This is a genomic window from Umezawaea sp. (genome assembly GCF_036375055.1).
Taxonomy (GTDB): Bacteria; Actinomycetota; Actinomycetes; order Mycobacteriales; family Pseudonocardiaceae; genus Umezawaea.
The window spans coordinates 1-22,915 of sequence record NZ_DASUSQ010000128.1; the positions used below are offsets into that span (position 1 = coordinate 1).

General features: G+C 72.0%; 21 protein-coding genes. 8 read left to right on the forward strand and 13 right to left on the reverse strand.

Features of this window, described 5'->3' with window-relative positions:
• Window positions 1-338: GMC oxidoreductase (locus VFZ92_RS32055; protein WP_330879830.1), on the forward strand; the 338-nt coding region annotated here is incomplete at its 5' end.
• A 232-nt stretch (window positions 339-570) separates the two neighbouring features.
• Window positions 571-2,139: a glutamine-hydrolyzing GMP synthase gene (guaA, locus tag VFZ92_RS32060; RefSeq protein ID WP_330879832.1), complete on the forward strand. Its 1,569-nt coding sequence runs from the start codon at window positions 571-573 to the stop codon at window positions 2,137-2,139.
• Window positions 2,140-2,208: 69 nt separating this feature from the next.
• Here the strand turns inward: guaA and VFZ92_RS32065 are convergent, their stop codons facing one another.
• Complete coding sequence (locus VFZ92_RS32065) at window positions 2,209-2,415, reverse strand: hypothetical protein (RefSeq protein ID WP_330879834.1); 207 nt, start codon at window positions 2,413-2,415, stop codon at window positions 2,209-2,211.
• On the reverse strand, window positions 2,408-3,637 hold the full coding sequence (locus tag VFZ92_RS32070) for a PspC domain-containing protein (RefSeq protein ID WP_330879836.1): 1,230 nt from the start codon (window positions 3,635-3,637) through the stop codon (window positions 2,408-2,410). Before VFZ92_RS32070 ends, VFZ92_RS32065 begins: the two co-directional genes overlap by 8 nt.
• 110 nt (window positions 3,638-3,747) lie before the next feature.
• Here VFZ92_RS32070 and VFZ92_RS32075 point away from each other — a divergent pair, with 110 nt between their 5' ends.
• Genes VFZ92_RS32075 through VFZ92_RS32085 form a run of 3 tightly spaced genes read left to right on the forward strand, consistent with a single transcriptional unit; the run spans window position 3,748 to window position 6,273 of the window.
• Window positions 3,748-4,983, forward strand: coding sequence for a PspC domain-containing protein (locus VFZ92_RS32075; RefSeq protein WP_330879838.1), 1,236 nt, complete (start codon window positions 3,748-3,750; stop codon window positions 4,981-4,983).
• Complete coding sequence (locus tag VFZ92_RS32080; protein ID WP_330879840.1) at window positions 4,980-5,642, forward strand: response regulator transcription factor; 663 nt, start codon at window positions 4,980-4,982, stop codon at window positions 5,640-5,642. The genes VFZ92_RS32075 and VFZ92_RS32080 overlap by 4 nt, the downstream gene beginning before the upstream one ends.
• Window positions 5,643-5,676: 34 nt before the next feature.
• Window positions 5,677-6,273 carry a hypothetical protein gene (locus tag VFZ92_RS32085; protein ID WP_330879842.1) on the forward strand — a complete coding sequence of 199 codons (597 nt, stop codon included), beginning with the start codon at window positions 5,677-5,679 and terminating at the stop codon, window positions 6,271-6,273.
• Here the strand turns inward: VFZ92_RS32085 and VFZ92_RS32090 are convergent.
• The 4 genes from VFZ92_RS32090 to VFZ92_RS32105 form a co-directional block, all read right to left on the reverse strand.
• A complete protein-coding gene (locus VFZ92_RS32090) occupies window positions 6,254-7,597 on the reverse strand; it encodes a serine/threonine-protein kinase (protein ID WP_414720078.1) in 1,344 nt (447 codons plus the stop codon). The genes VFZ92_RS32085 and VFZ92_RS32090 overlap by 20 nt on opposite strands.
• Window positions 7,598-7,663: 66 nt before the next feature.
• Complete coding sequence (locus VFZ92_RS32095; protein WP_330879844.1) at window positions 7,664-9,070, reverse strand: serine/threonine-protein kinase; 1,407 nt, start codon at window positions 9,068-9,070, stop codon at window positions 7,664-7,666.
• Between the two features lie 22 nt (window positions 9,071-9,092).
• Window positions 9,093-9,515, reverse strand: coding sequence for an SsgA family sporulation/cell division regulator (locus tag VFZ92_RS32100; RefSeq protein WP_330879846.1), 423 nt, complete (start codon window positions 9,513-9,515; stop codon window positions 9,093-9,095).
• A 179-nt stretch (window positions 9,516-9,694) separates the two neighbouring features.
• Complete coding sequence (locus VFZ92_RS32105; protein ID WP_330879848.1) at window positions 9,695-10,618, reverse strand: DMT family transporter; 924 nt, start codon at window positions 10,616-10,618, stop codon at window positions 9,695-9,697.
• 83 nt (window positions 10,619-10,701) lie between these two features.
• Between VFZ92_RS32105 and VFZ92_RS32110 the strand changes: the two genes are divergently transcribed.
• On the forward strand, window positions 10,702-11,601 hold the full coding sequence (locus VFZ92_RS32110; protein WP_330879850.1) for a LysR family transcriptional regulator: 900 nt from the start codon (window positions 10,702-10,704) through the stop codon (window positions 11,599-11,601).
• Here the strand turns inward: VFZ92_RS32110 and VFZ92_RS32115 are convergent, their stop codons facing one another.
• The 6 genes from VFZ92_RS32115 to VFZ92_RS32140 form a co-directional block, all read right to left on the reverse strand.
• Window positions 11,602-13,269, reverse strand: a complete 1,668-nt coding sequence (locus tag VFZ92_RS32115; protein ID WP_330879852.1) for a serine/threonine-protein kinase — start codon at window positions 13,267-13,269, stop codon at window positions 11,602-11,604.
• Window positions 13,270-13,412: 143 nt separating this feature from the next.
• Window positions 13,413-14,792 carry a serine/threonine-protein kinase gene (locus tag VFZ92_RS32120; RefSeq protein WP_330879854.1) on the reverse strand — a complete coding sequence of 460 codons (1,380 nt, stop codon included), beginning with the start codon at window positions 14,790-14,792 and terminating at the stop codon, window positions 13,413-13,415.
• 293 nt (window positions 14,793-15,085) lie between these two features.
• On the reverse strand, window positions 15,086-15,847 hold the full coding sequence (locus VFZ92_RS32125; protein ID WP_330879856.1) for a hypothetical protein: 762 nt from the start codon (window positions 15,845-15,847) through the stop codon (window positions 15,086-15,088).
• A gap of 263 nt (window positions 15,848-16,110) precedes the next feature.
• Entirely contained in the window at window positions 16,111-16,947 is an 837-nt protein-coding gene (locus tag VFZ92_RS32130) for a hypothetical protein (RefSeq protein ID WP_330879858.1), read from the reverse strand.
• Window positions 16,948-17,119: 172 nt separating this feature from the next.
• Window positions 17,120-18,136, reverse strand: coding sequence for a hypothetical protein (locus tag VFZ92_RS32135; protein ID WP_330879860.1), 1,017 nt, complete (start codon window positions 18,134-18,136; stop codon window positions 17,120-17,122).
• A 108-nt stretch (window positions 18,137-18,244) separates the two neighbouring features.
• Window positions 18,245-18,565 (reverse strand): hypothetical protein, encoded by a 321-nt coding sequence (locus VFZ92_RS32140; RefSeq protein WP_330879862.1) that lies wholly within the window; start codon window positions 18,563-18,565, stop codon window positions 18,245-18,247.
• 62 nt (window positions 18,566-18,627) lie between these two features.
• Between VFZ92_RS32140 and VFZ92_RS32145 the strand changes: the two genes are divergently transcribed.
• Window positions 18,628-19,707: a histone deacetylase gene (locus VFZ92_RS32145; RefSeq protein ID WP_330879863.1), complete on the forward strand. Its 1,080-nt coding sequence runs from the start codon at window positions 18,628-18,630 to the stop codon at window positions 19,705-19,707.
• Between the two features lie 60 nt (window positions 19,708-19,767).
• Here the strand turns inward: VFZ92_RS32145 and VFZ92_RS32150 are convergent, their stop codons facing one another.
• Window positions 19,768-20,052 (reverse strand): chorismate mutase, encoded by a 285-nt coding sequence (locus VFZ92_RS32150; RefSeq protein ID WP_330879865.1) that lies wholly within the window; start codon window positions 20,050-20,052, stop codon window positions 19,768-19,770.
• A 345-nt stretch (window positions 20,053-20,397) separates the two neighbouring features.
• On the opposite strand from VFZ92_RS32150, the gene pcrA reads away from it, so the two are divergent.
• A complete protein-coding gene (pcrA, locus tag VFZ92_RS32155; protein ID WP_330879867.1) occupies window positions 20,398-22,773 on the forward strand; it encodes a DNA helicase PcrA in 2,376 nt (791 codons plus the stop codon).
• The last annotated feature ends 142 nt before the right edge of the window (window positions 22,774-22,915 follow it).

A 22,915-nucleotide genomic window follows, 5' to 3' on the forward strand; every position in this document is an offset into this window, starting at 1 on the left:
TCAACATGCCGATGACCGCGCACTTCATCGGCGGCTGCACGATCGGACGGTCGCCCGAGGACGGCGTGGTCGACGCCTACCAGCGGGTCTTCAACTACCCCGGCATGCACATCGCGGACGGCTCGGCGATCTCGGCGAACCTCGGGGTGAACCCGTCCCTGACGATCACGGCGCAGGCCGAGCGTGCCATGGCGCTGTGGCCCAACAAGGGCGAGGAGGACAGGCGGCCGCCACTGGGCTCGGCGTACGAGCGGATCGACCCGGTGGAGCCGAACGACCCCGCCGTACCGGCGCACGCGCCGGGCGCGTTGCGCCTGCCCATCGTCGCGGTGAGCTGAGAACTCCTGAAAAAGGCCCAGGGCCCGGCCTTGGGAGGGAGGGACGGCCGGGCACTGACCGAGCCGGCCTCGCGGACCGACCCCACGAGACCCGGGCCTGGGAGGAGGACCTTCCGGGTCTCACCTCCGCAACGACCCCTCGGGTCCCGGGTTACGCAGGTCGGCGAGAAAGTTTCACGGCTCTCCCGACCGATAGGCTGGGCCCTCCTGTCCCGCCTCGGAAGGTGCCCGCGTGACCACCGATCACGACCTGGTCCTCGTCGTCGACTTCGGCGCGCAGTACGCCCAGCTCATCGCCCGTCGCGTCCGCGAGGCCCGGGTCTACAGCGAGATCGTCCCGCACTCGATGCCGGTCGCCGAGATGCTCGCCAGGAAGCCGAAGGCCATCGTGCTCTCGGGCGGGCCCTCCTCGGTCTACGAGCCCGGTGCGCCGCAGATCAGCAACGAGCTCTTCGCCGCCGGGGTGCCGGTCTTCGGCATGTGCTACGGCTTCCAGGTGATGGCCCAGGCCCTCGGCGGGGAGGTCAAGCGCACCGGTCGCTCGGAGTACGGCCGCACCCCGGTCGAGGTGTCCGAGGCCGGCACCCTGCTGGCCGAGGTGCCGACGCAGCACCGGGTGTGGATGAGCCACGGGGACTCCGTCGTCGGCGCGCCCCTCGGGTTCACCGTGCTCGCCTCGACCGCAGGGTCGCCGGTGGCGGCGTTCGAGCAGGTGGAGCGCGGCTTCGCCGGCGTCCAGTGGCACCCCGAGGTGCTGCACACCGAGCACGGTCAGACCGTGCTGGCGCACTTCCTGCACCACATCGCCGGGTGCCGGCAGACGTGGACGATGGTCAACATCGTCGAGGAGCAGCTGGAGCGTATCCGGGCGCAGATCGGGGATGCCCGCGCCATCTGCGGGCTCTCCGGAGGTGTCGACTCCGCCGTCGCGGCCGCCCTCGTGCAGCGGGCCATCGGCGACCGGCTGACCTGCGTCTTCGTCGACCACGGCCTGCTGCGGCAGGGTGAGGCCGAGCAGGTCGAACGGGACTTCGTCGCCGCGACCGGCGTCGACCTGCACGTGGTCGACGCCCAGGACCGCTTCCTGGACGCCCTCGCCGGAGTCACCGACCCCGAGGAGAAGCGCAAGATCATCGGGCGGGAGTTCATCCGGGTCTTCGAGCAGGCCGAGCTCGAGGTCGTCGGCGAGGCCGCGCAGCACGGCGAGAAGGTGCAGTTCCTCGTGCAGGGGACGCTCTACCCCGACGTCGTGGAGTCCGGAGGTGGCAGCGGCACCGCCAACATCAAGTCCCACCACAACGTCGGCGGCCTCCCGGAGGACCTCGAGTTCGAGCTCGTGGAGCCGCTGCGGCTGCTCTTCAAGGACGAGGTGCGGCTGGTGGGCGAGCAGCTGGGGCTGCCGCCCGAGATCGTGTGGCGCCATCCGTTCCCCGGCCCCGGCCTGGGCATCCGGATCATCGGCGAGGTCACCGGGCCGCGCCTGGAGATCCTGCGCCAGGCCGACGCCATCGCCCGTGAGGAGCTGACCTCCGCGGGTCTGGACCGGACCATCTGGCAGTGCCCGGTCGTGCTGCTCGCGGACGTGCGCAGCGTCGGCGTCCAGGGCGACGGCCGCACCTACGGCCACCCGATCGTGCTGCGCCCGGTGTCCAGCGAGGACGCCATGACGGCCGACTGGACGCGCCTGCCGTACGAGGTGCTGGAGCGCATCTCCACCCGCATCACCAACGAGGTGGCGGACGTGAACCGCGTCGTGCTGGACGTGACGAGCAAGCCGCCGGGCACCATCGAGTGGGAGTAGTCCTCCCCTGAACGCCACGAAGGCCGTGACCCCTCGGGGTCACGGCCTTCCGCGTGAGTGGCGGGGGTGCTAGCGGCGCTGGCGGAGCACCGATCCGGCCAGCAGGGCCAGCCCGACGACGATCGCGCCACCGGCGATCACCCACCGCAGGTCGAAGAAGTCGGGCCAGTTGGTGCCGCCGGTCAGCACGAACGCCGACACCAGGGCCGCTCCGAGCCCGAACACGAGCGCTACCACGTCGAAGCCGCCGCGCGGCTCCACCTCCTGGTCAGCCACGGTTGACCACGACCTCTCCCAGTCCGGCGTGCACGTTGAGCACGATCTTGAGGCCTCCGTCGAGCTTGTCCTCGCCCTCGGAGGTGAACTCGAACGCGGGCGCCCGCCCGTCGCTCTGCTTGCCGAGGCACTGCACGGACCCGACCTCGGTCTCGCAGCGCACGTCCACGTCGGCGTTCTTCGGCACGGTCACCTGGACGGTGCCGACACCCGCGTAGACCTCGGTCTCGACCGTGCCCGAGCCGGGCAGCGCGGTCAGGTCGAGCTCGATGGTGCCCGCCCTGGTCTCGTACTTGTCCTGCACCTGCTCGATCGCCACGGGCTTGTCGGTGAAGTCGCCGATGCGGTCGCCGCCGCCGAACTCGTCGAAGTTCGCGATCGTGCCGACCACCGCGACGAGGCTCAGCGGGATGACCAGGCCGATCAGGCCGCGCCCGCCGCGGCTGAACGCGCCCGCCACGAGCCCGAGCGCCATGACGCCGATGACCAGGCCCAGCGTGCGCAGCGGGGACAGCCACTCGACGTAGGGGCCCGCGATGACCGCTCCGGCCACGACCAGGAGCGACACGCCGAGCGTGATGCCGGTGATCGGTGACCGGTGGCGGGACCGCCGCGCGGGCGGGGTCTCCGGCGACTGCGCCACCGCCTGCCCTGGTTCGGGCAGGTCCCACGCGAAGGGCGCGGCACCCAGCGGGTCCCACGCGGGTGGGGTGTCCGCGGTCTTCTCCTGGCCCGTGCCCATGGTCGTCACCTGATCCGTGGTGGAGGTCGTGGTGGTCGTCGGGACGGGCCGGTTCACCGCGCCCCGGTTCTGGTGGAGGAGGTAGATGGCGCCGACCGACAGCAGCACGCCCGCCACCATCGTGAAGCCGCCGTCGAAGAAGAAGCCCGTCGCCGGGAAGACCGCGATGCAGAGCAGCACCGTCAGCGGGATCGGGGTCGAGCTGCGGCCCTTCCCGATCAGCGCCTCGACGGGGGACACCTCGTCGTCCTCCTGCGCCAGCGCGAGCCAGCCAAGCAGGTAGATGAACACACCGGCACCGTTGCACAACGCCATCGCGACGAAAGCGACCCGCACGATCACCGGGTCGATCCGGTACCGCTCCGCGATGCCCTCGGCCACACCGGCGATCTTCCGCCCGCGGTGCGGCCGTCTGGGCCTGCTGACCCAGAAGTCCTTCAACGTCTCCTCGACGTTGGCAGCTGTCAGGTTCCCACTCACGTCACCGAGTTTGCGGCTTCGCGCCGCTCAGCACATCGGGGGTGCACCCTGAACACCGACTCGGGTGGAACCCTGATGATTCACGTACCGGCACGTGTGACGATCGGGTGGTGAGTTCGCAGGTGGAGACGGCAGCAGGGGCGGACCTCGCGGTCCGCAGACGCCGCAACGGGCGCGTGGTCGCGGGGGTCGCGGGCGGTGTCGCGGACCACCTCGGCGTCGAGGTGTTCTGGGTCCGCGCGGTGTTCGCGGCGCTGACGGCGCTCAACGGCGTCGGGGTCATCGCCTACGGCCTGCTGTGGGTCTTCGTGCCGCAGCGGACCGCGGACGCGGAGGGGGAGCCGCCGCTGAAGCCGGGGGAGCGCCAGCAGGCCATCGGTCTGCTGGCGCTGGGGCTCGGCGCGGCCGTGGTGGTCACGCTGCTGACGGGGGCGGTCAGCGGGTGGATCGTCGGCCCGCTGGCGGTGGCCCTGGTGGGTGCGGCCGTCGTGTGGCGGGAGGCGGACGAGGCGCAGCGCCGCCGCTGGCGGGACGGGGCCCGCAGCGGGGTGTTCGGCAAGAGCGGCCGGTCGACGCTGATCCGGATCGCCGCGGGCGTGGCGCTGGTCGCGCTCGGCATCGGGGTGCTGGTGGTCACCACCTACCAGCTCGACCAGATCCAGTTCACGCTGGTCGCCGTGCTCGCCACGCTGGCGGGCGTCGCGCTGCTCACCGTGCCGCTGTGGATCAAGCTGGTGAACGACCTCGGCGAGGAGCGCAGCGCGCGCATCCGCACCGAGGAGCGGGCGGAGATCGCCGCCCACCTGCACGACTCCGTGCTCCAGACGCTCGCGCTGATCCAGAAGCAGGCGGAGGCGCCGCGCGAGGTCCGCAGGCTCGCCCGCGGCCAGGAGCGCCAGCTCCGGGACTGGCTGTACGGCCGCGACGTCGGGGACACCGCGCGGCCGTCCACGGTGTCCGCCGCCATCGCACTGGCCTCGGGGGAGGTCGAGGACACGTTCGCCGTCTCGGTGCAGCAGGTCGTCGTCGGGGACTGCCCGCTGGACCACAACCTGCTGGCGGTGGTGCAGGCCGCGCGCGAGGCGATGGTCAACGCCGCCAAGCACGCGGGGGTGGCCGAGATCAGCGTCTACGGGGAGGTGGAGGAGGACAGCGTCCACGTCTTCGTGAGGGACCGGGGCAAGGGGTTCGACCCCGAGTCCGTCCCGGAGGACCGGCATGGCCTCGCCGACTCGATCCGGGGGAGAATGGTGCGGCACGGTGGGGAGGCCAAGTTGCGCACGAGCCCTGGAGAGGGCACCGAGGTGCACTTGGAGATGCCGAGGAAGCAGGAGGCCAGGTCATGACCGACGGCAAGAGGGTCAGGGTGTTCCTGGTCGACGACCACGCGCTGTTCCGCGCGGGGGTTCGGGCCGAGCTCGATTCGATCAGCGACGAGATCGAGGTCGTCGGCGAGGCGGGCTCCGTCGGCGAGGCGGTCGCCGGGATCGGCCACCACGAGCCGGACGTGGTGCTGCTCGACGTCCACATGCCCGACGGCGGGGGAGCCGCGGTGCTGGCCCAGGTGCGGACGGCCCTGCCGGACGTGGTGTTCCTCGCGCTCTCGGTCTCCGACGCCGCCGAGGACGTCATCGCGGTCATCCGCGCGGGCGCCCGCGGCTACGTGACCAAGACGATCTCCAGCCAGGAGCTGGTGCGCGCGGTCGTGCGGGTGTCCGACGGCGACGCGGTGTTCTCGCCGCGGCTCGCGGGCTTCGTGCTGGACGCGTTCGCCGACCGGCCCGGCGCGGCCCCCATCCGGGACCCCGAGCTGGACCTGCTCACCCCGCGCGAGCGGGACGTGCTGCGGCTGCTGGCGCGCGGCTACGCGTACAAGGAGATCGCCTCCGAGCTGTTCATCTCGGTGAAGACGGTCGAGACGCACGTGTCGAGCGTGCTGCGCAAGACGCAGCTGTCCAACCGCTACGAGCTGTCCCGCTGGGCGTCCGACCGCAGGCTGGTCTGAGTTGGGCCAGCGCACGTCACAACCGGTTCACCGCTTGGCCCGCTTCGCCACCGAGGTGCTCGCACCCTGGGTGTGGGTGCTCACGCTGCCGTTCGCCGTGGCCGCCGCCGCGACCCGCGCGCTGTGGCCGACGGTCGCGTGGGGGCTCGTCGTCGCCGTCACGGCCTCGGTGGTCCCGATGGTCGTCATCGTGAAGGGCGCCCGCAGCGGTCGCTGGGAGGGCCACCACGTCACCAACCGCGAGGGCAGGCTGGTTCCCCTGGTGGCGGCGGGCGGTTCGCTGGCGGTCGGCACCACCGTGCTCGTGCTGGGTGGAGCGCCCCCCGAGATGCTCGCGCTGGCGGGCAGCATGTTCGCGTCGCTGGTCGTCAGCATGGCCATCACGTTCGGCCTGAAGTGGAAGGTGTCGCTGCACGCGGCCGTGGCGTTCGCCGCGGTGGTCGTGGGCGCCGTCGTCCACGGGCCGTGGCTGCTGGTGCTCGTCGTGCCCGCCCTGCTCGTGGCGTGGTCGCGGGTGGAGCTGGGCGACCACACGACCGCGCAGGTGCTGGTCGGCTCGCTGATGGGCGTCGTCGTGGGCGGCGGCGGGTACGCGCTGCTGGAGCTGGCGCTCACAGCTTCGCCGAGCTGACGATCTTCTGCGCGCCCTCGGCGGTCTCGACGCCGACCCGGTAGGTCTCGACGTTCGTGCTGCCGCCGAGCACGAAGGTCAGCTCGACGTCCACGGCGTAGCCGCCGTTCTGCCCGGCCGACACGGTCAGGACGTCCGGCCGCACCTCGTCGTACTTGGCCCAGAAGCCCTCGTACTCCTCCAGCGGCGGCCGGAAGTTCTTCGCCAGGTTCTCCCACGCCGTCGTGGGGTCGTCGGCGACCAGGAGGTAGTGGTTGCGCACGAAGTCCGCCGCCGCGTTCACCGGGCTCGGCGCGCCGGAGACGTCGACGGGTGGGGGCGTCGTGTCGACCGCCGGGAGGTTCGGGTCCTGACCCGGCACGTTCTCGCTGTACGTGGTGGGCACGCGGTCGTCGTTGGCGGGCGGCAGGAACACCAGCACGCCCGCGATCCCGGCCACCAGCACGGCGGCGGCGACCACGGGGGCGATCCACTGGGGAGTGGGTCTCGGCCCGCCCGCGCGGGGCTGGACGACCGGGGTCTGCCCGCGACCCGCGAGCAGGTCGACCGTCTCGGCGGCGGTGGGGCGCTGCGACGGGTCGTTCGCCAGCAGCCGCCGGAGGGGTCCGGTCAGCGCGCCCGCCCGTGACGGCGGGTCGATCCGGCCGGTGGCCGCCCGGTAGATGAGGCCGAGGTTGTTGTCGGTCGGCCCGTACGGCGACTTGTGCTCGGTCATCGCGTAGAGGGTCGCGCCGAGCGAGAACACGTCCGACCGCGCGTCGGGGGCGTCACCGCGGGCGACCTCGGGGGCCAGGTAGGCGGGGGTGCCGGAGATCATGCCCGCCTCGGTGAGCGTGCCGTCGCCGACCAGGCGGGAGATGCCGAAGTCGGTGAGCTTGACCGTGCCGTCGTGGCCGATCAGGACGTTGCCGGGTTTCACGTCGCGGTGCGTGATGCCCTTCGCGTGCGCCGCCGCCAGCGCGGCCGCGACCTTGCCGCCGATCCGCGCCGCCTCGTTCGGGTGGAGCGGCCCGTGCTCGGCCAGCAGCGCCGCGAGGCTGCGGGACGGCAGGTACTCCATGACGATCCACGGCAGGTCGTCCTGGACGACCACGTCGTAGACGCCGATGGCGTTCGGGTGCTGGAGCCGGGCCGCGATGCGGGCCTCGCGCATGGCGCGGGTGCGGGCCAGGTCGGTCGCCGCCGGGTCGAGGTCGGGCAGCTTGAGCTGCTTGACCGCCACCTCGCGGTGCAGCAGTTCGTCGCGAGCCCGCCAGACCACGCCCATCGCGCCGGCACCGATCTGCCCCAGCAGGAGGTACCGCTCGCCGACCGCGTTCACCACGCGAGCAGGTTAACCGGCGGTCGGTCCACGGGCGACGACAACGGTCGTCTCAGATGGAGGGTCGCGCTACTCCTCCTGGTCCGCGATCTTGGGCTCGCCGTCGACCAGCGTCACCAGGACCCGGTAGGTGTCGACGGTCCTCCTGCCGTCCTCGACGAGGTCGACCTTGCCGATCACCAGGAAGTCCGGGCCCTTGGCGGCGACCTCGGGGTTGGCCTGCGGGACCACCTCGTCGTACCGCGCCACGGACTCCACGAACTCGTCGTAGGGCGGCCGGGTCGCCTCGGCCATCTTCTCCCACGACGTCCGCGACTCGTGCTTCATCGCGCGGAAGTAGCCGAGCACGAAGTTCGACGCCACCTGGTCGGTGAGGACGACGGCCTGGCCGGACCCCGTCGTGGAGGTGGGGGCGCCCTGGTCGGTGCCGGGCGTTCCGCCGCCGGTGGGCAGGAACGACGTCGCGACGAGGGCGACCACCGCCAGCAGGCACGCCGCGGCGACGGGGAGGAGCCACCGGGGCCGCGACCGCGGGGCGGAGGCGGGAGCGGGTGGCGGGAGGTGCGAGGTGGACGCGGGTGGCGGGAGGTGCGAGGCGGGCCGTGCGATCGGCCACGTCGGACCCGCGGGCGGCGGGACCTGGACCGGGATGCCCTTCGGGGTGGGGATCACCTCGGTGGGCAGGACGTCCAGCAGGTCCGCGGCGCGGGCCGCGGTGGGCCGCTCGGCCGGGTCGACGGCCAGCAGCAGTTCGAGGGGGCGGGACAGCGAACCCGCGCGGGTGGGGCGCGCCACCCTGCCGGTGGCGGCCCGGTGGAGCAGGCCGAGGTTGTTGTCGCTGACGCCGTAGGGGGACCGGGCCTCGACGGCCGCGTACAGGGTCGCGCCGAGCGAGAACACGTCCGACCGCGCGTCCGGTGCGTCGCCGCGCGCCACCTCGGGCGCCAGGTACGCGGGGGTTCCCGCGAGCGCGCCCGCCTCGGTGATGGTGGTGTCGCCGGTCGCGCGGGAGATGCCGAAGTCGGTGAGCTTCACGGCTCCGTCGTGGCCGATCAGGACGTTGCCGGGCTTCACGTCGCGGTGCACGATGCCCTTCGCGTGCGCCGCGGCCAGCGCTCTCGCGATCCTCTCGCCGATCCGGGCCGCCTCGGCCGGGTTCAGCGGGCCCCGCTCCTCGACCAGCGCCGCGAGGCTGCGGGACGGCAGGTACTCCATGACGATCCACGGCAGGTCGTCCTCGACGACCACGTCGTAGACCACGATCGCGTTCGGGTGTTGCAGCCGGGCCGCGATGCGGGCCTCGCGCATGGCGCGGGTGCGGGCCACCTCGGACGCCGCCGGTGCCAGGTCGGGCAGCTTGAGCTGCTTGACCGCCACCTCGCGGTGCAGCAGCCCGTCGTGAGCCAGCCACACCACACCCATCCCGCCGCTGCCGATCTCCTCCCGGAGGGCGTACCGACCGCCGACAGCGTTCACGCCGAGCAGGCTAGCGGGCCGGTCAGCTGCTGGCGACGAGCTTCGCCAACTCCCGGTCGAAGTCGATCCACAGGTCCTCTTCACCGGGCTGCACGACGTCGTAGGTGAGGTCGAGGAACTCGGCGATGTGCTCGGCCACGGCCGACAGGATCGCGAACCCGGTGGGGGCGTTCAGCTCCAGCAGGACTCGCTCCGGGTCGTCGGCCGCGGGCCGCACCATGATGTCGCCCTCGCCGGACGGCGTCAGCAGCCCGTCGGCCAGCAGGTCGCGGGCGAACATCCACTCGACCTTGCCCTGCCCGGTGTGGAACAGCACGGCGACCGCGTACGGGTCCTCCGGGTTGTACTGGAGTTCCGCTTCGACCGGTGCCGGCGCGATGCCGGGGACCAGCAGCTGGAACGTGGTGCTCGCGGTGATGATCGTGTTCTCGGCCATCTGGCTCATCCCTTCCCTACCTGCGTTGTTCACGCTCTCATGGGAAGAGACGTCCGAGACAGCGCTCCGAGACGCTATTCGCCTGACAACCACGCTATCGGGGGAGACGCACGTCTCACTCGTGCCTGTTTGCCCTGGTGGCCTGTCTCAACTGGCTCCGCCGCCGCGTCACGCTGAGTGATAGTTGATCACTTCAGGATCACGGGCTGTACCGGTCGGGTGTCGACGGGTGCGACAACCGTGACGGGGCGGCGACGGGTCAGCGCGATGCCGAACAGCACGACGACCATGCCCGCGACGACCCGGACGCTGAGCGCCTCGCCCAGGAACGCCGCCCCGAGGAGCACCGAGACGACGGGCAGCAGGTAGCCGACCGTGGTGGCGTTGGTCGGGCCCTCGTCCGCGATCAGCCGGTAGTTGATGACGAACGCGACCCCGGTGCCGAGCACGCCGAGGATGACGACCGCGACCACCGCGCCGAGGTTCAGGTGCACCGGCTGGAGGCCCGCCACCGGCACCACCAGCGTCGTGAGGCCGGTGCCGATGACCAGCTGGGTCGAGGAGAGCTGCATCGACGTCAGGCCCTGCCCGGACAGCGTGCGGCCGATGTACACGTACGCCACGGCGTAGCTCGCGGCCGCCGCGAGGCACGCCAGCGCGCCCCAGCTCGCCAGCCCCGACCGCTCCCACGGCGCGAAGATCAGCAGCGTTCCGGCGAAGCCCAGCACCAGGCCCGCCAGCCGCGCCCCGCCGCGCTGCTTCTCGAACCCGAGCAGCAGGCCGATCGCCAGCGTCCACAGGGGCGTGGTCGAGTTGATGACGCCCGCCACACCGGAGTCCACGGTCTTCTCGCCGACCGCGAACAGGATGAACGGGATGACGTTGCCGAAGATCGCGGCGATGGTCAGGTGCCCCCACGCCGTGCGGGACCGCGGCAGGCGGTGACCGCGGGCGTAGACGAGCGCGACGATGACGGCGGCGCCCAGCGCCGTCCGCACGACCGCGATCTGGACCGGCGACAGGCCGGTCAGGGCGATCTTGATCCACAGGAAGCTGGAGCCCCAGACGAGTGCGAGTGCGCCGAACCTGATCAGCGTGCCGGGTGTGTTCACGTGGTCCACGATGCGTCCGGCAAAGCGTCAGCACAAGTGAAAAGAACTGCATGACCTTGTAGCGGAACTGTAAGGTCGAGGCCATGCTCGACGTACGCAGGATGCAGGTCCTCAGAGCCGTCGTGACCAGCGGTTCCATCACCGCGGCGGCCACGAACCTGGGCTACACGCCGTCCGCCATCAGCCAGCAGGTGGCGGCGCTGGAGAAGCAGGTGGGCATGGCCCTGCTGGAGCGCGTCGGGCGCGGCGTCCGCGCCACCGAGGCCGGGAAGCTGCTCACCGAGCACGCGGCGGCCATCACCGACCGCCTGGTGGAGGCCGAGGCGGCGCTGACGGACCTCAGGGCGGGCCGCACGGGCCGTCTCCGCGTCCGCTACTTCGCCACGGCGGGCGCCGCGCTCGTGCCGCCCGCGGTGGCCAGGTTCCGCGCCGAGCACCCGTCGGTGAAGCTCGACCTCAAGCTCACCGAGCCGCTGGACCCGATGCTGGAGATCGTCGCGGGCCGCGCCGACGTGGCGATCGTGGTCCACCCCCGCACCGCCGAGGCGGCGCCCGGCGTCCAGCTGGTGCACCTGCTGGACGACCCGTACCTGGCCGTCCTGCCGCGCGGGCACGAGCTGGTCCGCAAGCGCGTGCTCGACCTGAACGACCTGGCCGACGACCCGTGGGTGGACTCCGCGATACCGCCCGGCGCGTGCCGCGACATCGTCCTCGACGCCTGCGCGGGTGCCGGGTTCGCGCCCAACTTCGTCGTCGAGTCCGACGACTACCCGACCGCGCAGGGCTTCGTGGCCGCAGGCCTCGGCGTCACGATCGTCCCGAAGCTCGGCCTCGGCGTGGCCCACCCCGGCGTCGTCGTGCGGCGCCTGCGCAGGCCCGAGCCGCACCGGGGCATCTACGCGGCCTTCCGCGAGGCGGGCGCCGTCAACCCGGCCGCGGCGAGCCTCCTGGACGCCCTCAAGGAGGCCGCGGCGGCGAGTTGACTAGTAGGTGCCGAGCCTCTGCTCGCGCTGGAGCAGCACCACGGAGCCGGACCAGTTCAGCACGATGAGCTTGCGCTCCTTGGTGACCGCCTTGTCCTTGGCCGTGTACTTCAGGTCCACGACGTACGCGAACTCCTCGTTGAGCGTGATGTTCTCGATGTCGACGCTCTTGATGCCCGCCCAGAAGCCCTTGTAGGTCGCGAGACCGCCGCTCTGGGACTGCATGTCCGGGAGCAGCCACTGGAACGCCGCGTCGGGGTCCTTCGGCGCGAGCGCGAAGTAGTCCTTGATCATTTTTTCCTGCGTGGCCCGGTCGGGACCGGCGCCACCGGTGATCTTGGGGGGCTGCTTGGAGCCCCCGCCCGCCTCCGGCGAGTCGTCCACCTCGCTCGGCGGGTTCTGCGGGTTCGACTGGGTGGCCGACGTGCCGGGGTCGGCGCGCTTGTCGGTGTCACCGCCACCGTCGGACAGGAAGCTGGCCAGCATGATGCCGACGACCGCCGCGGCCACGATGGCGAGCGCGGTGATCATCGTCGACCGCTGCTTGCCGGAGCCGGGGCCGGTGCCCGCCGCCCCGAACGACCGCTTGGGCGGGCGCTGCCGCGGCGGCACCGCGGCCGGCCGCTGCTGCTGGTAGGGCTGCTGGTACGACTGCTGCGCGGGCTTGTGCTGCTGCTGCGGCGGAGGTGGTGGGCCGGGGCGCACGTCGATGCGGGTGCCGGGCGGCGGCGTGTTGACCGCTGCCTGCTGCGACATCGCGCGGGTCTGGAGGTCCGACGACACGGGCGTGCCGCGCCACGACGGCGGGCTGACCTGCGGCGCGGCCATCGGGAACTCGGGGGCGGCCCGGCCCGCGGCGATGGCGGCCAGCGCCTCGCGCGCCTCGGCCATCGTCGGGCGGTCCTCCGGCTCCGGGCGGAGCAGCCGCATCAGCAGCGCGGTCAGCGGTCCGGCCTGCTTCGGCGGGTTGACCTTGCCGGACGCGACCTGGTGCAGCAGCGCGATGGTGTTCTCGTTCAGCCCGAACGGCGGCGCGCCCTCGATCGCGGCGTACAGCGTGGAGCCGAGCGAGAACACGTCCGACGGCGAGCCGGGGTCGTAGCCCTTCGCCACCTCGGGCGCCAGGTACGCGGGGGTGCCCGCGAGCATCCCGGTCGCGGTGACCGTGACGTCGCCGGTGGCCCGCGAGATGCCGAAGTCCGTGATCTTCACGACGCCCTCGTCGCCGAGCAGGATGTTGCCCGGCTTGATGTCGCGGTGCACGATCCCGGCGTTGTGCGCGGCGGTCAGCGCCGACGCGACCTGCTCGCCGATCGAGGCCACGTCGCGGGGCGACAGCGTGCCCCGCTCGGACAGCACGGTGGAGAGGCTCTTGGACGGCAGGTACTCCATGACCAGCCACGGCTGGCCGTCGTCCTCCGCCACGTCGTACACGGCGATGGCGTGCGGGTGCTGCAAGCGGGCGGCGATCCGCCCCTCGCGCATGGCCCTGCGCTTCGCCTCGTCCGTGTCAGCCGCGGCCAGGCCGGGCTGGAGCAAGAGCTGCTTGACCGCGACGATGCGGTGCAGGCGCTGGTCGTGCGCCTGCCAAACGACGCCCATCGCACCGCTACCGATTCGGGTTCCCAATCGGTAGCGGCCTGCGACCAGGCGACCATCGTCGGTCACGGCTGCTCCCATGAGTGATTGCGGTGTGTCTTCGTCAGTGGCGACCCAACCTCGGGTTACCGCCACTAGGGCACAAACGTAGTTACACGGGGTTGGGTTCGAATTTAACCCGTCCGTGTGTGGGGTCCACCTTACGAGCTAACTCAACCGCCACCGGGTTGCGGGGCCGAGGTCGTCGTGGGAGTGGTCGTCGTCGTGGTGGTGGTCGTCGTCGTGCTCGTCGTCGTCGACGTCGGCGGCTTGGTCGTCGTCGTCGTGGTGGTGGTCGTGGTGGTCGTCGTCGTGGTGGTCGGCTCCTCGGTCGTCGTCTCCTCCGTCGTCTCCACGGTCGTCGGCTCCGGCTTGGGAGTCGTCGTCGTGGTCGCGACCGTCGAGGAGGAACTGGCCGGGGGGACGATCGGCGACTTCTGGTCCTTCTTGTCGAACACGCCGAGCATGATCAGCAGGCCGCCGAACAGCAGCAGCCCGACCAGCACGGCCGCCGCGACGGCCAGCGGCCGGTTGCCGGAGCCCGGCGGCGGTGCCACCGGACGGGAGGGCCCGACGGTGCGGGGCTGCGCGTGCTGGCCGGTGCGGTACCCGGTGCCCGCGCCGCCCGCCGACACCACGCGGGTGCGGTCGGGGTCGAGCACGGCGGTCGGACCGGCGACGGGCAGCACGCCGGGCGTGCTGGCGGCCCGCAGACCGGTCAGGCTGGGGTTGCGGCCAGCGGCCACGGCCGCCAGCAGGTCGCGGGCCTGGCCCATCGTGGGCCGGTCCGCGGGGTCGACGTTGAGCAGCCGGAGCAGCACGTCGGTGAGCGGGCCCTCGTGCGTCGGCGGGTTGATGCGCCCCGCGGCGACCGCGTGGAGCACGCCCAGGGTGTTCTCGCTGAGCCCGAACGGGGGTTCGCCCTCGGCCGCCGCGTACAGCGTCGAGCCGAGCGAGAACACGTCCGACGCGGGCGTCGGGTCCGAGCCCCTGGCGATCTCCGGCGCCAGGTAGGCCGGGGTGCCCGCGATCAGGCCGGTCTTGGTGACCGTGATGTCGTCGGTGGCGCGCGAGATGCCGAAGTCGGTGATCTTCACCAGACCGCTGTCCGCGATGAGCACGTTGCCGGGCTTCACGTCGCGGTGGACGATGCCCGCCGCGTGGGCCGCCGCGAGCGCTGAGGCGGCCTGTGCGCCGATCCTGGCGACCTGGAGGGGGTCCAGCGCCCCGTACTCGGAAAGCGTGTCCGCGAGGCTGTAGGACGGCAGGTACTCCATGACGAGGCACGGCGCGCCGTTCTCCTCGACCACGTCGTAGACCGCGATGGCGTTCTGGTGGTGCAGCTTCGCCGCGATGCGGCCCTCGCGCATGGCGCGCTGGATCGCCTCGTCGTGCTCGCGGGTGTCCATGCCCGCTTGCAGCAGCAGCTGCTTGACCGCCACGATCCGGCCGAGCCGCTCGTCCTGCGCACGCCAGACGATGCCCATGGCACCGCTGCCGATGCGGTCGAGGAACCGGTAGCGGTCGGCGATCAGTTGACCCTCGCCGCTCACCTGGCCACCTCGCGTGGGTGCTGCGGGACCGCGGCAGGTGCAGCAGGTCTCACGCTGGGGCTCCTCGTCGTGCGCTCCGGTTGGCGGATCAGGGTAGGGCACCGCTCATCGCCGTGTCGGGCTGTCATCGCCAGCAGAGCCTACCCCGGCCGTGACGGCGGCTTTCGGACCGTTGTGCAGGTCACGCACCGTCGAACACGGATCGCGAAGGGATACCCGATACCCGTCCGCGCCGTCACCGGTTCACGAGGAAAGTCGTCGGATTTTGGGCCGGACGGCCTAGCGGCGTGCTCCTAGACCTCGGCGAAGAAGTCGAAGCCGCCGAGGCTGAGGCCGAGGTCGATCCCGAGGTCGATGCCGTTGGACGGCGCCTCGGAGGACGGCGGCGTGCTGGAGGGCGGCGGCGTGCTGGACGACGGGGGCGTGGTCGAGTCGGACGACGGCGGCGGCGTGCTGCTGCTGGGCGGCGGGGTCGTCGTGCCCGGCGACGTCGGGGTGCCCGTCGCGGGCGAGGGCGACTGCGTGGTCGACTCGGACGTCGGGGTGGTCGGGTTCGTCGTCCGCGTGTCGGGCGACTGCGTGGCGGGAGCCTGCTGCTGGGTGGGGGCCGAGCGCGGCTGGGCCTGCTGCTGCGGTGCGGCCTGCTCCTGCGTCCGCTGCTGGGTGGTGGTCTCCGCGGTGGTCGTGCTGGGCGGCGTGCCGGGGAGGGCGAGGGCGCCGATGCCGCCGTTGGTGTTGTTGGAGCCGCGGGCCGCCGGGCGGTCGTCGAAGCGCACGTCGGCGAGGGGGCGCTCGTCGGGGGAGCCGAGCCACTGGGACGCGCCGAAGGCGACCGTGCCGCAGAGGACGACGCCGCCGCTGGCGATGGCGACGAGCTTGCTGATCTTCATGCCGCCGCGTTCCTCGTCGGCGGGGCGGCCTTCGCGGCGCAGCAGCTCGGCGACGTGCAGCTCGCGGCCGGACAGCGACTGGCGGGAGATCGGCGCGGTCGACAGCGCGGCGGGGGGCGTCACCGGCGTGAAGCGGACCGTGTCCTCCTCGACCTCGCGGTACACCGGGATCTCCTGTGTCTCGGCTTCACGCCGGGCGAGGAGCTCCGCTACCGAGAGCTGAGCGGTCGATCCATCTCGCCGACGACGTTTGTCCTCGTTCGACACCGCGTGTCACACCTTCCCAGCAACTGCACTGCGTTCACTGACCGGGAACATGGATACCGAATCGTGACCCCGCTTGTAACCCCTTTGGGGGATTTTCTCGGGTTAAACCTTATTTAAGGAAACTCTGAGTGAGTATTTAGGGGGGTGTCGGCTACGTGCAGTCAACTTCGCTGCGCTGAGAGGAGTTCCGTCGCCGTGATCTTCGGCGTGGACGTGTCGGCGAACCAGAAGCGCTGCTGCACCCTCAGCCACCGCCCGTCGAGCTCCTGCATCGACACCTCGGCCAGCACGCTGCCGTCCGGTTGCGGACTCGTGCCCTCGACCGTGATGGCCTTGATCGTGCTCCACGACCGGATGAAGTCGACCGGGTTGGCACCCACCAGGTCGGCGGTCAGCAGCCGTGCCGCCTCGGCGGGCTTCGCGGGCAGCAGCTCGTAGAAGTCGCGGACGACGTCGATCCTGGTCCGCGGGGTCGGGGCCACCGGGGCCACCGGGGGCGGCGCCGCGGCCGGCTGGGTGGGCGGAGCGCTCGACGCGGTCACCGGGTCGGCCGCGAGCGGCGCGTTCGGCTCGGCGGAGGCGGACGGCTGCGAGGTGGGGCCGCCGGTCTCGGCCGCCGGTGCGGTGGGCCGCTCGTTGCCGAGCCGGGCGCTGAGCAGGTCGGGGCGCAGCGCGGTCGAGCCGCTCAGCTCGATGGGGGCCGCGACGGGCGGCTCGGCCGGGCCCTCCGGCCGCTTGCCCGCCAGGATCGACGCGGCGGCCACGGACGCGACCAGCACGAGCGCGCCGGTCACCAGGCCCGCGGCCTTGGCCGCCCGGTTGGGGCGGCGGTGGTACTTCGCCTCCTCCAGACCGAGGACCTCCTGGACGAGGACGTTGGTGTCGGCCTCTTCCACGGAGGGGATGCGGATCGGGATCGGCTGCTTCCGGATCAGCTCTTCCACGGTGATCGATCCGGCGCGGTCGTGCCGTCTGCCGGTCGTCGTAGGGCGCTGCACTGGCGGCTCCTCCGTACCTTCTTGGTCGGCAGAACTCGTACCGCGATTGGCCTGCGCATAGCCAGTTCGACTCGCGCATTCACCTTTTCGTGGCGTTCAGCGGTCGGAGGGTGTCGCTCGAATGGAGCAGTGGCTACCGCGCGGCGTCGTGCTGTGCGTTCGCTAATGACCGTTAGCCGATTGCTGTGAGCCGTTCGGCGTTGATCAAGGGATCACCACTCAAGGTGAAGGTCAGCTCGCGCCGCTCGGTGCTCGCGGTGCCGTCCTTGTTCGTGATCTGGAGCGTGCTGATGGTGATCCCCCTGCTCGGGTCCACGCTGATGTCCTTGACCTCGACCAGCGACACGTCCGCGAACCGCTGCTCCAGCACCGCCTCGGCGTTGGACCGGAAGGCCTCGGTCGCCATCGTCATGGCCGTCTCGGTGCTGCTCGCCAGCTCCTCGTAGAACTTCTCCGTCCGGTGGGCGATGGCCGTCGAGTCGACCAGCGGCGCCTCCCCGCTCGGCACCGTCGTGACGGTCGGCGAGGTCGGGACAGGCGTGCTCGCCGGTGCTCCGGTGGACGTGGCCGAGGCCCGGCCCGCACCGCCGGACGTGCTGCTGCCACCGCTCGCCGTCGCCGCACCGGACGGTGCCGCCGCCGACGGCGCCCAGGACGCCCGTCCGGGGGCCTGGGGCCTCGTCTCCGGGGGCGGGGCCGCGGGTGAGGGCCTGGACGTGCGGGTGCCGAAGTCGGTCACGATGGGCACGGCGGCCGGGTACTCCGGCATGGTGACGCGCTCGGCGGACCCGGTGGTGCCGACCAGCTTCGCCGCGGCGACGGCCAGCCCGACCAGGACCCCCGCCGACGCCGCGACCGCGAACCAGGCGGCGCGCTTCCACGTGCGGGGCGGCGTCACGGACGCCGGGACGAGGCCGATGTTGAACTTCCGCAGGCCGCTGCCGTCGGAGTCGACCAGCGGGTCGGGGGCGGGCCTGCCGCCGCGCTGCGCGGGCACCTGGCCGGGCCCGAGGGCCCGCCGGGTGTGCGCGCTCGGTTCCAGCCCGTCCTCGTGGTGAGGCCAGCCCGCCGCGCGCTCGCGCAGCCGGTGCTTGCCGCGGTCTCCCGCTCCAGCCCCGTCGTCCATGGTGTGCAGACCCTCCCGCTCCGGCACGGTGCGGGGCCGGGTCAGGTGCCCACGAACACCCACACCTACCTGAGGGTAGGTGCAGGTCGGGGACGTAGCTGTCCGGGGCCACCATGTGACGGGCGGTGACACCCATAAGTGTGAACTTGCTGGACTTGGCGGCCGTTCAGGTCATGCGCCGCTGTTCAGGCGCTTGCGACTGCTCTGGAGGGCGCTCGTGGCGGCCAGCCCGCTGCCGCCCGCGATCAGCGCGCCGATGATGTCCGCGCCGTAGTTGTCGCCCGTGGTGATCAGCAGCCCGATCAGCGCGGCCACGGTCGTGACGCCCGCGACGGTGTACCGGCTGCGGACGTACTGCGCGATCGGTGCGCCGGCGGCGGCCTTCTTCTTGGCGGCCGAGCCGAGCATGGCGAGGTAGCCGTCGTGCGCCAAGGCGGCCAGCACCCCGACGATGGCGATGATGCCTGCGATGAGGCCGATGACGATGCTCATGCCCCCAGTGTGCCTCGCGACAACCGCTGGACCATCGGTGATCCCCCTGATATCCCGGACGGGTGGAGATCTTCTGGCACGACGCCTGCCTGGAGCACGACGCGGGCGAGGGCCTGTGGGAGCTGCCGGGCGACTGGGCCTGGCTCGACGTCCTCGAACAGCACCCCGAGAACGCCGCCCGCCTGCGCACCTTCCGCCACGCGCTCCTCCACGGCCCGGTCGCGGAGCACCTCACGTGGCGCACGGGGAGGTTCGCCACGGACGAGGAGCTCGAACGCGTCCACACCGCCGACTACCTGGCCTCCCTGCGCGAGGCCTGCGCGGGCCCCGACAGGGTCGCCCTGGAGGTCAACACCGTCGTCGGCCCCGGCTCGTGGGACGCGGTCCGGGCCGCGGCGGGCACCTCCCTGGCGGCGCTGGCCGCGGTCCTCGACGGAGCCCCGGTGGCGTACGCGCTGGTCAGGCCCCCCGGCCACCACGCCCAGCCGACGATGGCCGACGGGTACTGCCTGGTCAACAACGCCGCGCTGGTGGCCGAGACCGCCCGTCGAGCAGGCCTGAGGGTCGCCGTCCTCGACTGGGACGTCCACCACGGCAACGGCACCCAGGAGGTCTTCCTGGCCCAGCCGGACGTCCTGACGGTGTCCATCCACATGCGCCACGGCCCGTGGGGCGCGAACCACCCGCAGACCGGAGCCCCCGGCGAGACCGGCGTCGACGGCCGCAACATCAACGTGGAGCTGTCCCTCGGCGCGGGCGACCAGGCCTACCTGCGCGCGCTGGACGAGATCGCCCTCCCGGCGCTGCGCGAGTTCGCCCCCGACCTGGTGGTCTGCGCCTCCGGCTTCGACGGCAGCGCCTTCGACCCCAACGGTCGCCACAACCTCACCGCCGACGGCTACCGGCGGATCGGCCGACGCGTCGCCGACCTCGGCCTGCCCCTGGTGGTCACGCAGGAGGGCGGGTACCTGCGCGGCTACGCCGCCCTCTGCCTGCACGCACTGGTCGAGGGCCTGCTCCGCCTGCCGGAACCCCTGCTCGACGACCCGCTGGCCTACGTGCCCGACGACGTCCGGTGCACCACCGCGGACCTCGACGAGGTCCGCGCGGCCCACGCGCCGCACTGGGACGCGTTCGGCTGACCGGGTCCTCGCGCCGAGGCCGTGCGGGACTCGGAGAGCCCCGCGGGCCCGGCGCGCCGGTCAGCGCCCCATCGCGCCGCGACCCAGCTTCAGCAGGATCATCGCGAGGTCCTTGCCGTCCGGGCCGAGTTCCTTGTAGCGGTTCAGCACGTCGATCTCGCGGTTGTGCACGATCCGCGTCCCGCCCGCGGCCATCCGCGCCGCGCCGATGACCTTGGAGACCTCGGCGCGCCTCTTCACGAGGCGCAGCAGCTCCTTGTCCAGGCGGTCGATCTCCTGGCGCAGCTCGTCGATGTCCGGTGCGCTCGCGGGGGTTTCGACGGCGGGGGTTTCGGTGGTGCTCATGGTGTGACCTCTCGAACTCTGCTTGAGTCCCGGACCCCCGAAGCGACGAAAGCCCCGGATGTCCGAGGACTCCGGGGCTTCAGTGGCTGTTCGCGCGCTAGGCGACCACGGGAGCCGGAGTCCGGGTCCCGTAGTAAAACTCGAAGTGAGTCGCACGCACAGCCACATAGTGCCACAGCCCCGCGCCACCTGGCGACCGCGTACCACCACGTGGACGGGCGACCGCGCGCCACCGCGACACGGGCACCCGACCGACCCCGTTCCCGCTGCGGGCAAACGGTTCCGCTCGTCCTTCGGCGGTGAGCGGAACCGGTCGCCGCGGGGGACGGGTAACGTGGACCCACGATGAGCGCCTTGTTCGACTTGCCCGCGAGTCCCCCGTCCCCTCGGCCGTCCGGGTTGCTCGACGACCTGAACCCCGCGCAGCGCCGGGCGGTGGAGCACACCGGCTCGCCCCTGCTGGTGGTGGCGGGAGCGGGCTCCGGTAAAACGCGGGTCCTCGCCCGCCGCATCGCGTACCTGCTCGCCGAACGCCGGGTGCACCCCGGCGAGATCATGGCGATCACCTTCACCAACAAGGCCGCGGCCGAGATGAAGGAGCGCGTCGCCGACCTCGTCGGCCCGCGCGCGCGGTCGATGTGGGTGTCGACGTTCCACTCGATGTGCGTGCGCGTGCTGCGCCGCGAGGCCAAGACCCTCGGCATGTCGTCCAACTTCTCGATCTACGACTCGGACGACTCCCGCAGGCTGATCACGTTGGTGGCCAGGGACCTCGACCTCGACCCGAAGCGCTACCCGGCGCGGACGCTCGCGATCCACATCTCGAACCTCAAGAACGAACTGGTCGACGCGGAGACCGCGGCGGCCCGGGCCGCGAACGACCTGGAGCGCCGGGTCGCCGAGGTCTACTCGTCCTACCAGCGCCGCCTCGGCGAGTCGAACTCCATGGACTTCGACGACCTGATCATGCGCACGGTCGAGCTGCTCCAGAACTTCCCGGCCGTCGCCGAGCACTACCGCAGGCGCTTCCGCCACGTCCTCGTCGACGAGTACCAGGACACGAACCACGCGCAGTACACGCTGGTGCGCGAGTTCGTCGGCACCGGGCAGGACGGCGTGCCGCCCGGCGAGCTGTGCGTCGTGGGCGACGCGGACCAGTCGATCTACGCGTTCCGCGGCGCGACGATCCGCAACATCGTCGAGTTCGAGCGCGACTACCCGCAGGCGACGACCATCCTGCTGGAGCAGAACTACCGGTCCACGCAGAACATCCTGACGGCCGCGAACGCCGTCATCTCCCGCAACCCGGACCGCCGCGACAAGCGCCTGTGGAGCGACCTCGGCGAGGGCGAGAAGATCGTCGGCTACGTCGCCGACAACGAGCACGACGAGGCCGCGTTCGTCGCGGGCGAGATCGACCGCCTGGTCGACGGCGGTGACGCCACGAACGGCGAGATCGCCGTCTTCTACCGCACGAACAACCAGTCGCGCGTGTTCGAGGAGATCTTCATCCGCCTCGGCCTGCCGTACCGGGTCGTCGGCGGCGTCCGCTTCTACGAGCGCCGCGAGGTCCGCGACGCCCTCGCGTACCTGCGGGCGCTGGCGAACCCGGACGACACGGTGTCCGTGCGCCGCATCATGAACGTCCCCAAGCGGGGCATCGGCGACCGCGCCGAGGTGTGCGTCTCGAACCACGCCGAGAAGTACCGGATGAGCTTCCACGCGGCGCTGCGCGACGCGGTGGCGGGCAAGGTCCAGTTCCTCAACCCGCGGTCCCAGCGGTCCATCGCCGGGTTCATGGAGCTGATGGACGAGCTGGGCGAGCTGGTCGAGCGCGGCGACGACGTGGCGGACATCCTCGAAGCGGTGCTGGAGAAGACGGCCTACCGCGCCGAACTGGAGGCCAGCGAGGACCCCCAGGACCACACGCGCGTGGAGAACCTGAACGAGCTGGTCACCGTGGCCCGCGAGTTCGGCGACCTCACCGCGGCGGCCCCGGTCTCCTCGGACGCCGAGGCCATCGAGGTCGTGAACATCCCCGCGGAGGACGAGGGCCTGCCCACCGAGAGTTCCCTTGCGGCCTTCCTGGAGCGCGTCTCGCTGGTGGCGGACGCCGACTCCATCCCCGACGCGGACTCCGACGGCATGGTCACCCTGATGACCCTCCACACCGCCAAGGGCCTGGAGTACCCGGTCGTCTTCAGCACGGGGTGGGAAGACGGCATCTTCCCGCACATGCGCGCCCTCGGGGACCCGCGGGAACTGGCCGAGGAACGCCGCCTGGCCTACGTCGGCATCACCCGCGCCCAGCAGCGCCTCTACCTCTCCCGAGCCCTGGTCCGCTCGGCCTGGGGCCAGCCGTCGGCCAACCCCGCGTCCCGCTTCCTGGACGAGATCCCGACGGACCTCGTGGACTGGCGCCGAGTCGAGCCGGAACGCTCCGGCCCCGCCGCGGCCACCACGTGGCGCAGGGGCGGCGGCGACTCCGCCCAGGCTGGCCTGGCGGCCCGCGGCATGCGCACGTCCCAGTTCAAGGGCTGGAACGAGGCCCCGGCCATCACGCTGGAGGTCGGCGACCGCGTCACCCACGACAAGTACGGCCTGGGCAGCGTCGTAGCCGTAGACGGCTCGGGCCCGCGAGCAACGGCCACGATCGACTTCGGCAGCGCCGGAACGGTCCGCCTCATGCTCATCGGCGGCGTACCCATCACCAAGCTCTAGCCGGACACCCAGAACGCCGCCGCCCTCTCCGACGGGCAGGCGGCGTTCTGCGCTGCCGGAAAGCCGCAGCACCTCACCACACGGCGCCAACAACCCCCGCCGACCGCCCAACCGACCGGCGTCCCGAGCGGGGCCAACCGAC

Coding starts and splice junctions, on each gene's coding strand:
- VFZ92_RS32080 (WP_330879840.1), top strand. CDS start 4,980: ATGACCGACGGCAAGAGGGTCAGGGTGTTCCTGGTCGACGACCACGCG.
- VFZ92_RS32100 (WP_330879846.1), bottom strand. CDS start 9,515: ATGAGCCAGATGGCCGAGAACACGATCATCACCGCGAGCACCACGTTC.
- VFZ92_RS32110 (WP_330879850.1), top strand. CDS start 10,702: ATGCTCGACGTACGCAGGATGCAGGTCCTCAGAGCCGTCGTGACCAGC.
- VFZ92_RS32140 (WP_330879862.1), bottom strand. CDS start 18,565: ATGAGCATCGTCATCGGCCTCATCGCAGGCATCATCGCCATCGTCGGG.
- VFZ92_RS32150 (WP_330879865.1), bottom strand. CDS start 20,052: ATGAGCACCACCGAAACCCCCGCCGTCGAAACCCCCGCGAGCGCACCG.
- pcrA (WP_330879867.1), top strand. CDS start 20,398: ATGAGCGCCTTGTTCGACTTGCCCGCGAGTCCCCCGTCCCCTCGGCCG.